Raw genomic sequence first — 14,538 nt, 5'->3', positions numbered from 1 at the left:
GTAGGCACCCCAGACAGCGGCATCCGAGACCGCTGGTGGTGGTCTGTTCGGGGGCGGCCTTCTTGAGTGCCCCGCGCATTGCAGCGGCGGCGGCTTCCAGGGCATTGGGAGCGGGCTCGCGGCCGTTCTGACCCCCGTATGGCGTGGCATTTGCCGCTCTACCGCTGGGCGTTGCCGTACTCACCGTCAATCTCGTAGATCCGGCTTTGAAGCCGTTCGCCGGCCCAGTCCAGCCCGACGCCCAGGTCAAACCAGTGCCGATCCTTGCGGACTTCGGGCGGTGAGAGGTTCACCGCCGCCCAGGAGAACACGCCCAGGAGGATGGAACGCCCGTGTTGCGTTGTGCGCACCGACAATGCAAACGGCGCGGCTAGTGCCGCGCGGGTGACCAACATGGCCTGTTCGTCCCCAGAATGTCGACGCCCACCCGTGAGAAACCGGGGCGTTTCGAGGATCTTGACCCACTCGACCACTGCGTCTGCCACCTGGGCACGCAAGGACTCTTCGATGCCCTTTCGGACGGCGGTCGCGGGATCATCGCCGAGCCAGCCAAGCCAGTGATCAGGATCTGTGAGCTTGCTGAAGTCGTCCTGGGGCACCCCGTGACGGGGATTCTCCTGGTACTCACCTGTCAGTTGCCCGCTGCCATCCACCAACCACGCGCCGCGGATAGCTTCGGGAGGTACGTAGCCGTTCGGGTCGTCGACATACGTCGGGTCGATCTCGGCGACGCTGCCACCGGGATTCTCAGCTGCCGCAGCAAGTAGCGCCGGGTCGTTCGGTATCCCCTTACGCCGGCTTCGCGAGCCAAAAAGCCCCACGTTCCCACCCCCACCGTTGCCCGCCCGTTGCCCGCGATTGTGCCGCACCCGGTCAGGACCGCACGAGGGGGGTGTGTGCGTGACGGCGACGGGTGGGTGAGGAATCTCAGCGAGCAGGACTGTCTCACCCCCAAGTAAGGGGTGGGGGCTTTCACGGTTCTGGCAACGGTTTCGTGAAGGGCACTATCAGGGCGAGGTCTTGGGCCGCCAAAGTGAAGTGCGAGCCGTGCTCTGCAGGCCGTAGCGTCCTGGGATGAGCAGCTTCAACACGCACCGGAGACGGGTCTACGACGAGGGTCGGCCCGCGCGTGTGCGGCATACAAATCTACGGTCTTGCCTCGTCCACTTCGCGCCCTATGGCTTCCGAGCGACGTATCACCACCTCTGTCTCAGTGCGGGGATTCCCAAGAATCTGGAGAAGGATCCGAGCTCCCTGATACGCGCCGTCGAGGAGCTGCACCACGCCCGACAGCTCTGGCTCGCTGACGAACGTGCCTATGCCAACAGTCGCCGAGCGGACAAAGCGCGTGGCTTTCGGCAGGTGAAAGCAGACGAGTCCTGGCGGGGCTGGCAGCGTGGGTGGGGGAACATTGCCTACTGCCCCGAGCCGACGATCCATCCTGACGAGCCGCTGCCAGTGGTCGTCGAGCGGGTGCTCCGTTCGTCGGTCCCACCCGCTGAAGCTCCTGCGCTGACATGCCGTGTATGCGGAAACCGGGACAACACCAGCGCCTGGCACGACGGCGTCTACTGGATCCATCAGCTATGCAGGGAATGCGGGGTCAGCCTCGCGGTGCAGCGGGCCGACGCGCCCGACCGGCGGTTGGCGGCCGATCACGCCCGGCAGTGGAAGGAAATCTGGAGGCTGCGCAATGAATCTTCTCGCAACCCGAGCTGAGTTTCGGCCATGGGTCTGCATCACGGGGGGGGGGAGAGACAAGCTTGATTCTGCATTCGTGGCCCGTAACCACGCCGGAGCTGTAGAAGAGGTCGCCGCACAGTGCGGCATGCTGCTCTCGCTGCCGGACGAAGGGGTCGTGGGGCCCTCAATGTGGGGCCCTCAACTGCGTGACCGTCAACGCCTCCGTCACCACCCTCGTGGTGGGTACGTCCGGAACCATGCTCCTGACTTTCAACGAGCACGCTCACTTCGCCGGCGATCGCCGCCACATGCTCGCCTACCGCTGAACTACACGGTCACCTGTTCGCCGGCGCTGCCGCCTGGGAGAGGGCGGGGGCCGCGCTGAAGAGCGCGTGGACGGAGGCGCGGACTTGGTCTGCGACCACCTCGGGTGTGGAGCTGTCCAGCTTGCCGTCGAGGTGCAGGAATGCCAGGCCGTGGACGAGGGCCCACACGGTGGTCGACAGCGCCTCCGAGTTGTCCGCACCCGGGAAGGCGTCGCGGACGATGCCCTGCACGTACGCGGTGATCACGGCAGTCGCGGCGACACGTTCCGCGCTGGTCGGATCGCAGGGCTCGGCGAACATCGCCCGGAACAGAGCCGGATGATCGAGCGCGAACTGCACGTAGACGACCGCGACCGCGGCCAGATCATCGGGAGTCGACGGCGCAGGGTGGACCGCTGCCAGGTGCTCGGCGAGCTCGCGGTATCCCTCGGCGGCGACCGCGGAGACGAGTGAGTCGCGGTCCGCGTAGTGACGGTAGGGGGCGGTCGGCGACACGCCGGCACGGCGGGCGACCGCGCGCAGCGAAAGTCCTGCGCTGCCGTCCTCCTCCAGCAGCTCCCGCGCGGCCCGCAAGCAGGCGGCGCGCAGGTCGCCGTGATGGTACGTGCCGCTTTGCGACATAGGTCACACTTCCTCATGTTTACAGTGCTCACATCGGTGTCCTAATGTGAGTGGTGTATACATCGTAAGTGATCGACATGGAAGAGGGAACCGGGATGACCACCGAGCTGTTCTCGCCACTGCTCCTCAGCTCCGGGCAGGTGCTCAGCAACCGGATCGCGAAGGCCGCCATGGAGGAGAACATGGCCGGCGACGGCCAGCTTCCCGACGAGCAGCTCTTCACGCTCTACCGGCGCTGGGCCCGCGGCGGCACCGGACTGATGATCACCGGGAACGTGATGGTGCATGCGGAGGCGCTGACCGGCCCTGCCGGAGTCGTGCTCGACGAGCACGCACCCCTGAAGCCGTTCACCGAGTGGGCGAAGGCCGGCAAGTCCGGCGGCGGGTCGATCTGGATGCAGATCAACCACCCCGGCCGCCAAGTGGCGTCCGACATGCCCGGCGTCGTGTGGGGCCCCACCGACATCGGCGTCGACCTCGGCAAGCACAGCAGCCGCTTCGGCCGCCCGACGGCCATGACCGCGCAGCAGATCGAGGACACCGTGACCCGCTTCGCCGTCACGGCCCACCGCGCGGAAGAGGCCGGTTTCGACGGCGTCGAGATCCACGCCGCGCACGGCTACCTGCTGTCGCAGTTCCTCTCCCCGTTGGTCAACAAGCGCACCGACCAGTGGGGCGGATCACTGGAGAACCGGGCCCGGATGCTCCTGGACGTCGTGCAGGCGGTCCGCGCCGCCGTCTCGCCGTCCTTCGCGGTCGCGGTGAAGCTGAACTCCGCCGACTTCCAGCGCGGCGGCTTCGACGCCGACGACGCGCGCCAGGTGATCGCGATGCTCGAACCGCTCGGCGTGGACCTGGTCGAACTGTCCGGCGGCAGCTACGAGAGCCCTGCGATGACCGGGCGCCCCGCCGATGACCGCACCCGGGCCCGGGAAGCCTACTTCCTGGACCTCGCGAAGGACCTGGTCAAGACCAGCCCCCTCCCGTTGATGCTCACCGGCGGCATCACCCAGCGCGTCACTGCAGAGAGGGTTCTCGACAGCGGGGTGGCGGTCGTCGGCATCGGCACCGCCCTCGCGGTCACCCCCGACCTCCCGGACCGCTGGAAGCAGTATCGGGAGGCGGACCGCCAGATGGAGCCGGTGACCTGGTCGGACAAGGCCCTTGCCTCCGCTGCCGGCATGGCAAAGGTCCGCCATCAGATGCGCCGCCTCGCCCGTGGCCACACGTCCAAGCCCGGCACCCACCCGGCGATCGCCCTGATCTGCGAGCAGCGCAAGCAGCGAAAGGCCCTGCGCGGCTACCGCACCTGGCTGTCCAAGGCGCAGAGCACCGCGGGCCGTTGAACCCGCCCTCGTGGTGATGTCCTCGGATGTGCCCGGTGTACCCAGCTCAGCCGGGTACACCGGGCACATCCGCACGCGGCCCCCGGGACACTGCCGCGCCGCGCCAGGGGACCCACGTGATCACCGACGGGTGGTGCGGGGCGGATCGACCGTGAGGGCGGACGTACGGCTTCTGCCTCAGAGCGGCACGCTCTTGCTCGCTGAGGTCGGCACAGCGGCGGTGCGCATGGCTGCCGCAACGACATCGAGCCGGACGGCGATTCGCCCGGCTCATTCGACTCGTGCTGCGTCCGCGGCTGCCGTGGTGGGCTGGAGGACTGGCGCAACGAGCACGAACTCATCGGCGACGTCAGCAAGCTCGGATTCGGGCGCGACCCCGTGTCGCCGCCGGTCGCGATGCAACTCGGTGCCACCGTCTGGTTCAGCGTCAATGCCGAGCAGAGCGACAGGCCGGTGATCGAGCTGTCCACAACCGAGCTCCGTCGCCGGCTCTCTGGTGCCGAATGCGACCTCGCCGACTACGCCGCGCTGGTGCCCGCGTGGCCTCCAGGCGCCTGCCCGACACTGCGCTTCCGTCACGGCGGCTTTCGCCCGTGGCCTCGGCCTTCCTGCCGCGCTGCCGGAGCGGTAGGCGGTGTGCAAGGCGAAGAGGGCGAGCTCGTCGTGTGGACGGGCCGCCCTCTTTTCGCGGCGCGGCCCGATCGGGGCCACGGTCGTATGGCAGTCGCTGTTCAGCGCATGCCGGCTGCCTTCAGGACCTTCAGGGCGCCGGTCAGCAAAGTGGCCCAGGTCTCGGGGGAGATGCGCTTCGGCGGGGTGAACCCTTGGATGCGCTGGTGGGCGACGGTTTGGGGCTCGGTGTACTTGAGCATGCCGTCGGCGCCGTGACGGCGGCCGAGTCCGGAGTCGCCCATGCCGCCCATCGGTGCGTCGATGCTTCCCCATGCGGCGGCGAAGGCCTCGTTGACGTTGACGGTGCCGGCGTGCACGCGGGCAGCGACGGCGCGGCCCCGGGCCCCGTTCTCGGTCCAGACGCTGGCGTTGAGGCCGTACGGTGTGGAATTTGCCTGCGCGACTGCCTCGTCGACGTCACGGTAGGAGTGGATGGACACGACGGGGCCGAAGGTCTCGTGGTCGTGCAGCGTCATCTCGGGGGTGACGTCGGTGAGGATGGTCGGTTCGTAGAACAGCGGCCCCAGGTCTGGGCGTGCCTTGCCGCCGGCGAGGACGGTGGCGCCTCTGGTGACGGCGTCGTCGACGTGTTCGGTGACGGCTTTCAGCTGGGACGGGGTGGTGAGGCTGCCGACGTCGATGCTGTAGTCGTATGCGACGCCGATCTTGAGCTTCTTGGTGCGCGCGACGAACGCGGTGACGAACTTGTCGCGGATGGACTCGGCCACGTACAGGCGCTCTATGGAGACGCACAGCTGTCCGGCGGAGGGAAAGCAGGCGGCTACGGCGCCATCGGCGGCCTTCTCGATGTCAGCGTCGTCGAGGACGATCATGGCGTTCTTGCCGCCGAGTTCGAGGGAGGCGCCGATGAGGCGGCGGCCGGCGTCACTCGCGATCTGCCGTCCCGTGGCGGTGGAGCCGGTGAACATCATGTAGTTGGCGTTGTCCATCAGCGCGCCGCCGATGGAGCTGCCCCTGCCGATCACCATCTGCCACACGTCGGCCGGCAGCCCGGCCTCGTACATCAGGTCGAGCGACCACAGCGCGGTCAGAGCGGTCTGGGTGTCGGGCTTCTGCACCACGGCGTTGCCGGCCATGAGAGCCGCTATTGCATCGCCGGCGGCCATGCTCAACGGGTAGTTCCAGGGGGAGATGACGGCGATGCAACCCTTGGGGTGGCGCAGTTCGGTGGTGTGGGTGAGGACGGGGATGGCGCCGCGGCGCCGCTTGGGGTTGAGGTACTTGGCGGCGTTGCGGGCGTAATAGCGGGAGGTGATCGCGATGTCGACCACTTCGAGGTGCGCGTCGCGGCGCGTTTTGCCGTTCTCGGCCTGCATGAGGTCGAGCGCCTCGTCCTCGCGGGCCAGGACGAGATCGTGGTAGCGCAGCAGGATCCTCTTGCGCTCCTTGAGCGGAGTGGCCGCCCAGGCCGCCTGTGCAACGCGGGCGCGGGCGAACGCCTCCTCGACGTCCGTGGGTGTCGAGACCGGCAGGTCGGCGAGCGGGGCACCGGTGTAGGGGGCGTCGGTGGTGACCCGCGCGGCGTCCGGAGCGGCCGAGGCGCGGGCGCTCAGCCGCTGGAGCACGGCGGGAGTGATGTATGCGGGCAGGTTCGGGGCGTGGGCGGCGGTGGGGCGGGTGGCGTGGTCGGTGGCCATGACGGGCGCTCCTCGCTACTTGTTCCGGCTCTGGACCGAGGTCGGGACCGGCATGTGCAGGGCGAGCTGGCCTTCGGTCATGACGTCGAACTGAATGGTCCTGAACGGCTTGAGCGATCGCAGGTCGTCGGCCATGCGGCCTTCCCCGACCTGGAGGGTGACGTCACGCGGGACGCGCGTGGTCCCTGCGCTGAGCACGTTGGTCTGGCTCAGGGTCGAGTGCCACGCGCCGTTGATCGTCGTGTACGAGGTGAGCGAGCTGACGCGTTCGCCGCTGGGGCGGGCGGTCTGCTTCGGTGTGGTTGCCAGGAGCGAAAGGTCGACTCCGCCGGTGTCGTTGGCCACGCGGGCGGTCGTCCGGCTGTGGTCGATGTCCACGGCGAGCTCGGTGACCCACTTGGGGAAGCCGTAGCCGTCGTGGCCGCGTACCTGGGCGATTTCCGTGCTCACCGGCAGGGACAGGACGTAGGAGGCGAGGTGCTCGTTCTTGAGGCCGGCGACGAGGTCGACGAATCCGAGCCTTCCGTGCCGTGCGGGCTTTACGGCGATGCCGACAGCGGCTTCGGTGTAGAAGTCGATGTCGCACACGTCGTAGCGGAAGAACATGACGGAGATCAGCCCGAGACCCGGAGCGATCTCCAGCGGCGCGAGCTCTCCAGGCAGCCGGGTGCGGATCGCGCGGGACGGCGCGAGCATCGTGAGTCGGGCGGTCGAGACGCGGTAGTAGAAGTTCGGGGTGAGCGTGGGGCCGATCGGAGAGTCGACCTTGATCTTGGGCAACTGGCGGAAGAAGTCCACGCCGCTGACGCGGGGGTCACGGGCGATCCCGTCAAGGTCGGGGTTCATCCGGTACCGGTCGTACAGGCCGCCCTTGGGGACCGTGACTGCACGGCCGCCCAGGTCGACCTTGAGGGTGTCCTTCTGTACGGAAGACATGGCGTGGGTTCCTCTCCCTTATGTAAGCGGTGTTCACATGACTGTAGAGAAGTAATGTAAGCACCGTCAACAATCGGGGTGGCGGGATTCTGCGGACGAGTCCTGCGGACGTGGGCCCGCCCGCGCCGCGAGGGCGTCTGGGGGCCCGGACCGTACATCCATCCGGAACGTAGGCGCGGTGGATGTGGACCGGGTTCTGTCTCAGCTGCCGTGCAGGGTCTTCCTCGGCGCGTCGGCGGCGAGTGTGCGCGCGTGGTTGGCGGCGCGAGTGGCGCGGAGGCCGTCCAGCAGGAGGAAGTCATGGACCATTCCGGCGGCGCGCACGGAGGTGACGCTGGTCCAGGGAGGCCGGGAGTGGGGAGGCCGGACGGGCATCGGTGGCGCGGGTTGCGAGAAGCCGCGAACTCACCCGATTGCCGGCATCGGCAACTGGTCTCCACGCCCCAGACGCGAGCCCGACAGGCGATGGCTGACCGTCGTCGTCCCTCTGGCTTGTCTCGGCACGGGACCAGTCCGCAAGGTCTCCTTCTGGCGGCGAGATGAGGCGCCGGCTTCCTGGCCCTGTGATCTGCCGGGTGTCGCGCGACGAACCTGTCTGGCGGTTGAGTTGCAGTCCGTTGTCGAAAATCAGTCGCAGTGAGCCTATTCTGAAGCCTCAGCCGACACGGCCTTGGCCCCGATCAGGGCCAAGGCTGCAGCTACGTCCTGCTGTTCACGGAGAAGACCCGCAGTCCCCGTCGGGTGGGGTCGGGGCTTACTGGTGATCAGCCCTTCCTCGGCACTCAGGAGGGGCCCAACCCCCTTTCGTAAACGCTCCGCTGTTCATCCGTGGAGCCGCCGGGGGGGGTGGGTTGGGGGTCACGGGTTGCGGGGGAGGGGGCGCATCAGCGGGCCGTTCGGCTCGCCGTGTTTTCTCGCCACTCCCGGCCGATCGATCGCATCAGGGCCGGGTACACCCCCAGGTACCGGAACGGTTTGATGCCGATCATGTACAGGGAGCCGAGGCGGCCATCGGGCTTGACCAGGACGGCCATCTGGCCGCGGTAGCCGCCGTGGCCGTCGGAAACCCAACCGATGTGCATCACCCCGTGCATGGTCTTGTTGGCGTACTCGGCGGCCCACTCGTCGTGTGTCTGGAAGACCGAGGTGAAGGGCGCCGTGTTGAGGTCGGGCCCCCGCGGCCCTTCGCGCAGGTCGTCCGGCAGCCGGTCGCGCAGCGTCCCCACCCGGCCGCCGACGCCCGAGTCCGGCTTGTCCCAGCCGAGCAGCGCGCCGAGCTTCCAGCGCACCGCGAAAAGGAAGCGGCCCACGGGGTTGCCGCCGTCCGGGCCGTCCTGGCCGTCCGCCATCTGCTGAACCAGGTGGTGCAGGTCGTCCGGGCCGCCCGGCGTAGGCAGCGCCCACAGATCCTCGAGCCGGAAGTCGCCGGTGATCTCGTGGATCCGCCAAGGGCGGGACGTGTGGTCAGTTGAGGGAAGGCGCAGATCACTCATGGCAGACCCTTATCTATACGGTGGCGTATAGATCGAGCATAGACCCATCTATACGGCTCCGTATACTTGGCCGGGGCAAGTGAAGGGGAGCCACGGCATGGGCGCGATCCGTACGCCACGGGACAAGTGGATCGAGGAGGGGCTGCGGGCGCTCGCCGCCGGCGGCCCCGAGGCTGTCCGGGTCGAGGTCCTCGCCCAGGCGCTCGGCGTCAGCAAGGGCGGTTTCTACGGCTACTTCCGTAACCGCGCCGCCCTGCTGGAGGAGATGCTCGACACCTGGGAGCGCGGGGTCACCGGCGATGTCATCGAGCGGATCGAGCGCGACGGAGGCGACGCCCGCGAGCGGCTCGGGCGTCTCTTCGACTTCGTCGGGTCGGGCGGGGCACCCGTGACCAGTGCCGGGGTCGAGCTTGCGATCCGCGACTGGGCCCGGCGCGACGAGGGCGTCGCGCGTTGCCTGCGCCGGGCCGACAACCGGCGCATGGACTATTTGCGCGAGCTCTACGGGGCCTTCTGCGCGGACGAGGGCGATGTCGAGGCCCGCTGCCTGATCACCTTCTCACTGCGCATCGGCGACCACCTCATCGCAGCCGACAACGGCCCGCGCAGCCGCACGGAAGTCCTCGCCGCGGTCAGGAGCCGGTTGTTGGGCTGAGAACTCGTGACACGTTCTTGTTGAGGTGTTCCGGTTGGGCGTGACCGGTGTGACGATTCGGCTGTTCGCGGTGCCGCGCCGCTGGGGCCGTGATGATCAGGGGGACAGGCGGACAGGCGGACGGTGGCTCGTCGCCGCACTGACCCGCTTCTGCGGTATTCACCTGGCTTCAACTTGCGTCCGACGGGACGTTCTCCGCCACCGGTGTATCGACAGACAGATCCTTCAAAACCCGAAGACACTCGCGCCGAAATGCCTGAGACGCAGGCTCATCTGCGCAGGCAGTCCCCGGCCTACGCGCGCCTGAGGCGATCCTGGTGACAACGACCCTGCCTACGGACGCGGACGCGGATTCCTGTCACTGAACTGGGAACGCGAGGCTCTGGCAGGTCCGGGGCGGGACGGTACCCTGCCCCGTTATGATCACCGCGCGCGAACTCAACCGGGCGACCCTCAGCCGTCAGTTGCTGCTGGAGCGTGAGCCGTTGACTGTTGTTGATGCGGTACGGCGCGTGGTTGCGCTTCAGGCACAGCACCCGGCTTCGCCGTATGTCGCGCTGTGGAATCGCATCACCGGTTTCGCTCCGGCCGAACTCGATGCCGCCTTCACCGGGCGTGCGGTGGTCAAGGCGACCCTGATGCGGATCACGCTGCATGCCGTGCATGCCGAGGACTATCCGGTCTTGCGCGCGGCGATGCAGCCCACTCTGTACGCCTCCCGGCTCGGTTTCCGCTTCGCCGAGGCGGGGCTGACCCCGGCGGACGCCGGCGAACTGGTACCGGAGCTGCTGGCCTTCGCCCGCCAGCCACGGACTTCGGCACAGATGCAGGAGTGGGTCGAGGAGCGGCTCGGTGCCGAGAAGAAGGACGGGGCGTGGTGGGGGCTGAAGGCTTACGCGCCACTGCACCATGCCCCGACAGGCGGGCCGTGGTCATTCGGCCTGCGGCCGTCCTTCGTCGCGGCGGGGCCCGGGATCGTCCCCACGGGGCGGGCAGTGGATCCACAGGCGCTGCAGACCCTGATTCTGCGCTACCTGGCAGGTTTTGGGCCTGCGTCGGTGGCCGACGTGGCGCAGTTCGCCATGGTGCAGCGGGCACCTGTCCGCCAGGCGCTGTGCGCTCTGGACGGCGCCATCGAGCAGGTCCAGGGGCCGGACGGCAACACGCTGTTCGACCTCCCGGCCGCCCCCCGGCCGTCCGCGGACACTCCCGCGCCGCCCCGGCTCATGGCGATGTGGGACAGCATTCTGCTTGCCTACGGCGACCGCAGCCGGGTGATACCCCCGGCCTATCGTCCCCTGGTGATCCGCAGGAACGGAGATGTACTGCCCACATTGCTGGTGGACGGCTATGTCGCCGGTGTATGGCGCCCGGTGGGAGGCGGCATCGAGGCCACGGCTTTCCATTCCCTGTCGCCTGCCACCTGGGACGGGCTGGCCGCGGAGGCCCAGTCCTTGAAGGCGTTCCTCGGCGACCGCGAGGCGGAGGTCTACAGCCGTTACCACCACTGGTGGGCGAAGCTCCCACAGACCGAGGTGCGGATGCTGTGACCAGCTGATGTGCCGCTCAGACTTCAGCGGTCCCGTCTCAGTAGCTGTTGTCTTTCCGGGCTTGAGGGCCGCGAGTTCGCTGGTGGGGCATAGGGTCGGCGGTCACGTGGGAGTTGTGGGCTGTCGTGTCGTCGTTCCTGCGGAGGTTGCGGATGTCGCTGGTCGTGGGACTGCCGGAACAGCACGAACTCTCCGCTCGGCGCCGGGTGGAGGAGTTGCGGGAGGAAGCCGACCGTATCCAGGCCGAGTTGGCCCTGACCGAGCTGGAGCGGAATGAGTGGGCCATCGCCCGATCGCGGGTCGGTGCGGTGCTCGTTCCGGAGAACGGCAACGTTGATGCGAAGGCCGCTCGGGATCTGCGGGATGCGGCGGGCTCCGGGGAGGCCCCGAACCCGAGGGGCACAGCTGCATTTCTGGTACGAGTGATGCGTCAATCGAGGCTCTGAAGCGGGTCGGCAGTGGCGGAGGCAAGGAGTGCTTGGAACTGTTCGGCCAGGCTGTGAGCGCTCGCTGCCTTGAAGAGATCGCTGCTGTACTCCAATCGGCCCGAGTAGTGCCCTGCCGCATGGGTGATGCTCAGAGACACGTCGAGCTTCGCCGTCGAGGTGTCGCCGTAGTCCGCGGTGGTCTGGCAGCCCGGCAAAACAAGCCCAGGCAGTTCTCCCTCCTGGTAGCCGAGCATGAGCTGGAAGAGCGGATTGAACGCAGGGTCCCGCACGGGGTTCAGTTCCTCGACCAGCATCTCGAACGGCAGGGCCTGATGGACGATCGCCCTGCGGCTCTCATCGCGCGCCCTGTGCACCAGTTCCTGGAAGGTCACTCCCTCCGGCACCTCCAGGCGGAGGACGGCGGTGTTCACGAACATGCCGATAAGCCGTTGGTGGCTCTCCCGCTGCCGGTTCGTGACGGGCGTGCCGATCACGGCCTCCGAGCCGCCGCCCCGCAGCCGGACCAGGGCCGCGAAGGCCGCCAGGAACACGGTGAACGGAGTCGCGCGACATGCCCTGGCCAGCGCGTTGATGCGTGTCCCCACCGACCGTTCGACAGCGAAGCGCACATGACCACCAGCGAAGCTGCGCGTGGACGGGCGGGGGAGATCGGGCGGGATGGTCACTGACGCGGGGACGTCGGCGAGCCGTTTGCGCCAGTAGTCCGATGCCGGTTGCAGCGACGGCCCGCCGAGCTGAGCCGCCTGTTCCTCGGCGAAGTCGGCGTACTGCTCCCGCAGTGGCGGCAGTTCGGGGACCGTACCCGCGTGCCAGGACCGGTAACAGGCCGACAGTTCGCTGTGCAATATGTGGAGCGACCAGCCGTCACAGGCGATGTGGTGCAATGTGAGGCAGAGCCAATGTCGGCCGGGCGCCAGCCGCAGCAGCAGTGGACGGATCATCGAGTCCGCGCCCAGGTCGAAGGGGCGGCGGGCCTCAGTGGCGGTCAGCCGTTCCGCTTCGGCTTGCGGATCCTCGTGGTCCGAGATGTCCAGGACGGGTATCCGTACCAGTTCCGCGGGCCGGACGACCTGTCGGAGTGCGCGGGACCGTAGCCGGTAGACCGTGCGCAGGACTTCGTGTCTGCGGACCACCTCGGTCAGCGAGCGTTCCAGCAGCGCGACGTCCAGGTCTCCGTCGATCCGGTGGATCAGGGGAACGATGTAGGCGGCGGATCCCGGACCGAGCCGGTCCAGGATCCACAGCCTTTGTTGTGCACGGGAGACGGCACGGTCATCCGTCATGGGAGACCTCGGCCGCCAACCGGATGACGGTTGGATCGTAGAGGAAGTCGCCGAGCGCTACCTCCGTGACGAATGTGTGGTTGACCTTGGACACCAGCCGCATGGCCAGCAGGGAGTTGCCGCCGAGCGCGAAGAAGTCGTCCGTGACCCCAATGGAGGCAAGCCCGAGCATCTCCGCGACGATCTCGGCGAGTTGTCGCTCCAGGTTGGTGCGTGGCGCGACAGCCTCGTCGACCGGGTTGTCGTCCGGCACCGGAGGCAGTGCTGCCCTGTCGACCTTGCCGCTGGTCGTCAGGGGCAGTCCGGCAGAGAACACATAGACGGCGGGGATCATCCACTCGGGCAGCCGACCGACGAGGAACTCGCGCATCCCGGCGGGTGTCGTCCCTGGCGCGATGGGCACAACATGAGCCACCAGCCGCCGTGTGCCGGTGGTCTCGTCCACGGCCACAGCCAGCTGCCTGATGTCCGGATGCTGGCCAAGCACTGCTTCCACTTCGCCCAGCTCCACCCGGTAGCCCCGGATCTTGACCTGGTTGTCGACCCGGCCCAGGAACTCGAGCACCCCGTCCGCACGTTGCCGCACCATGTCCCCGGTGCGGTACATGCGTGCGTCCTCCCCCTGGGTGAAGGGGTCGGGCAGGAAGCGCTCCTCGGTCTCCTTGGGCCGTCCCGCATACCCCCTGGCCACTCCCGGACCGCCGATGAACAGTTCCCCGGCTGTCCCGTCCGGGACCGGTTTCAGGTCCGCGTCCAGCACATAGCACGAGGTGTTCGCGATGGGCTTGCCGATCGGCACGGACGAGGCGTCCGCCGGGACCGAGTCGATCAGCCCGCAGACCGCGAAGGTCGTGGTCTCCGTCGGGCCGTAGCCGTTCACCAAGCGTGCCGGGCGGACGGGCCACTCGCTTTCGACCAATTGACGCGCCCGGGAGACGCTGACCGCATCTCCTCCGACCAGTAGGTTCCTGAGGCCGGCAAAACTGTCGGGCTTGTCGGCCATCACCTCGGTGAAAAGCGCCGAGGTGAGGAACATCGTGGTGACGCGGTGGGCAGTCACTGCCTGACCCAGCCCGCCGGGGGTCAGGATCGCATCAGTCGGGATCACACACAGCGTGCCGCCGTGCAGCAGCGCCCCCCAGACTTCGAAGGTGAAGGCGTCGAACGACGGGTCGGCCACCTGAGCGATCCGCTCATCGGGTCCGAAGTCGACATAGTCGGTGTCGCAGATCAGACGCAGCACTGAGCGGTGCTCGACCATGACACCCTTGGGCCGGCCGGTCGACCCCGAGGTGAAGAGCACGTACGCGAGCGCACGGGAGTCCACTCTCACCGGTGGATTGTGTGCCGGACCGTCCGCTGTCGCCTCGTGCACCTCGTCCCGTGTCACCACCACCGACACATCCGCGTCGGTCAGCATGTCCCGTTGGCGCTCCCGGGGGTCCCTGGGGCTGATGGGCACATAGGCACCTCCGGCCTTCAGTACCGCGAGGACGGCGGTGACCAGTTCGTGGCCGCGGTCCAGCAGCACCCCGACTCGCGCCTCGGTGCCCACGCCCCGAGTGTGCAGCCAGTGCGCGAGTCGGTTCGACCGCTCGTCCAACTCCGCATACGTGATGGAGTGTTCTCCGTCGACGACGGCGATGGCGTTCGGACGCGCTTCCACCTGCTGGGCGAAGAGCTCAGGAAGGGACGAGTCGGCCGGAAAGGGTGTCGTGGGGCCCCACAGTGTGCCCAATTCGATTCCTCCAGTTGCTGATTCGGGGGCGTCAGGCGGCTGGGCCGCCCGTCTGTCTGTCGTTCGCGTGGGGCCATTGCGCGCCATTGACTGTCGAGCGTGAAGCCCGAGGCTTGCCCGAAGACGAA

General features: G+C 68.0%; 12 protein-coding genes and 1 pseudogene. 5 read left to right on the top strand and 8 right to left on the bottom strand.

Translation table 11 applies throughout. From position 1 onward, the window contains the following. Positions 1-158: 158 nt before the first annotated feature. The gene (locus OG331_RS06215; protein WP_406192460.1) at positions 159-821 is read right to left on the bottom strand and encodes a hypothetical protein; all 663 of its coding nucleotides are present in this window, start codon (positions 819-821) and stop codon (positions 159-161) included. Positions 822-1,074: 253 nt separating this feature from the next. Between OG331_RS06215 and OG331_RS06210 the strand changes: the two genes are divergently transcribed. Next, complete coding sequence (locus OG331_RS06210; RefSeq protein WP_406192457.1) at positions 1,075-1,719, top strand: hypothetical protein; 645 nt, start codon at positions 1,075-1,077, stop codon at positions 1,717-1,719. A 299-nt stretch (positions 1,720-2,018) separates the two neighbouring features. On the opposite strand, the gene OG331_RS06205 is transcribed toward OG331_RS06210, so the two are convergent. Beyond that, positions 2,019-2,630: a TetR/AcrR family transcriptional regulator gene (locus OG331_RS06205; protein ID WP_406192454.1), complete on the bottom strand. Its 612-nt coding sequence runs from the start codon at positions 2,628-2,630 to the stop codon at positions 2,019-2,021. A 95-nt stretch (positions 2,631-2,725) separates the two neighbouring features. Here OG331_RS06205 and OG331_RS06200 point away from each other — a divergent pair, with 95 nt between their 5' ends. Continuing rightward, positions 2,726-3,976, top strand: coding sequence for an NADH:flavin oxidoreductase/NADH oxidase family protein (locus tag OG331_RS06200; protein ID WP_406209757.1), 1,251 nt, complete (start codon positions 2,726-2,728; stop codon positions 3,974-3,976). Positions 3,977-4,707: 731 nt separating this feature from the next. On the opposite strand, the gene OG331_RS06195 is transcribed toward OG331_RS06200, so the two are convergent. The 4 genes and pseudogenes from OG331_RS06195 to OG331_RS06180 form a co-directional block, all read right to left on the bottom strand. Further along, complete coding sequence (locus tag OG331_RS06195) at positions 4,708-6,306, bottom strand: succinic semialdehyde dehydrogenase (protein ID WP_406192451.1); 1,599 nt, start codon at positions 6,304-6,306, stop codon at positions 4,708-4,710. A gap of 15 nt (positions 6,307-6,321) precedes the next feature. Next, positions 6,322-7,242, bottom strand: coding sequence for an acetoacetate decarboxylase family protein (locus tag OG331_RS06190; RefSeq protein WP_406192448.1), 921 nt, complete (start codon positions 7,240-7,242; stop codon positions 6,322-6,324). A gap of 201 nt (positions 7,243-7,443) precedes the next feature. Beyond that, positions 7,444-7,575, bottom strand: a pseudogene (locus tag OG331_RS06185) (esterase); the annotation flags it as partial. A gap of 551 nt (positions 7,576-8,126) precedes the next feature. Continuing rightward, positions 8,127-8,735 carry a DUF2867 domain-containing protein gene (locus OG331_RS06180; RefSeq protein ID WP_406192445.1) on the bottom strand — a complete coding sequence of 203 codons (609 nt, stop codon included), beginning with the start codon at positions 8,733-8,735 and terminating at the stop codon, positions 8,127-8,129. Positions 8,736-8,832: 97 nt separating this feature from the next. Between OG331_RS06180 and OG331_RS06175 the strand changes: the two genes are divergently transcribed. From OG331_RS06175 to OG331_RS06165, 3 genes are all read left to right on the top strand, one after another. Beyond that, on the top strand, positions 8,833-9,390 hold the full coding sequence (locus OG331_RS06175) for a TetR/AcrR family transcriptional regulator (RefSeq protein ID WP_406192442.1): 558 nt from the start codon (positions 8,833-8,835) through the stop codon (positions 9,388-9,390). 419 nt (positions 9,391-9,809) lie between these two features. Then, positions 9,810-10,940 carry a winged helix DNA-binding domain-containing protein gene (locus OG331_RS06170; protein WP_406192439.1) on the top strand — a complete coding sequence of 377 codons (1,131 nt, stop codon included), beginning with the start codon at positions 9,810-9,812 and terminating at the stop codon, positions 10,938-10,940. A gap of 152 nt (positions 10,941-11,092) precedes the next feature. Further along, a complete protein-coding gene (locus OG331_RS06165; protein WP_406192436.1) occupies positions 11,093-11,386 on the top strand; it encodes a hypothetical protein in 294 nt (97 codons plus the stop codon). Here OG331_RS06165 and OG331_RS06160 read toward each other — a convergent pair. Next, positions 11,371-12,672: a condensation domain-containing protein gene (locus tag OG331_RS06160; protein ID WP_406192433.1), complete on the bottom strand. Its 1,302-nt coding sequence runs from the start codon at positions 12,670-12,672 to the stop codon at positions 11,371-11,373. The genes OG331_RS06165 and OG331_RS06160 overlap by 16 nt on opposite strands. Then, complete coding sequence (locus OG331_RS06155; protein ID WP_406192430.1) at positions 12,662-14,410, bottom strand: non-ribosomal peptide synthetase; 1,749 nt, start codon at positions 14,408-14,410, stop codon at positions 12,662-12,664. Before OG331_RS06155 ends, OG331_RS06160 begins: the two co-directional genes overlap by 11 nt. Between the last annotated feature and the right edge of the window lie 128 nt (positions 14,411-14,538).

Origin of the sequence: Streptomyces sp. NBC_01017 (genome assembly GCF_045162795.1) — a bacterium.
GTDB lineage: Bacteria > Actinomycetota > Actinomycetes > Streptomycetales > Streptomycetaceae > Streptomyces > Streptomyces machairae.
The sequence above is the reverse complement of the archived record's forward strand: the minus strand, read 5'-3'. Positions and strand labels throughout refer to the sequence as shown.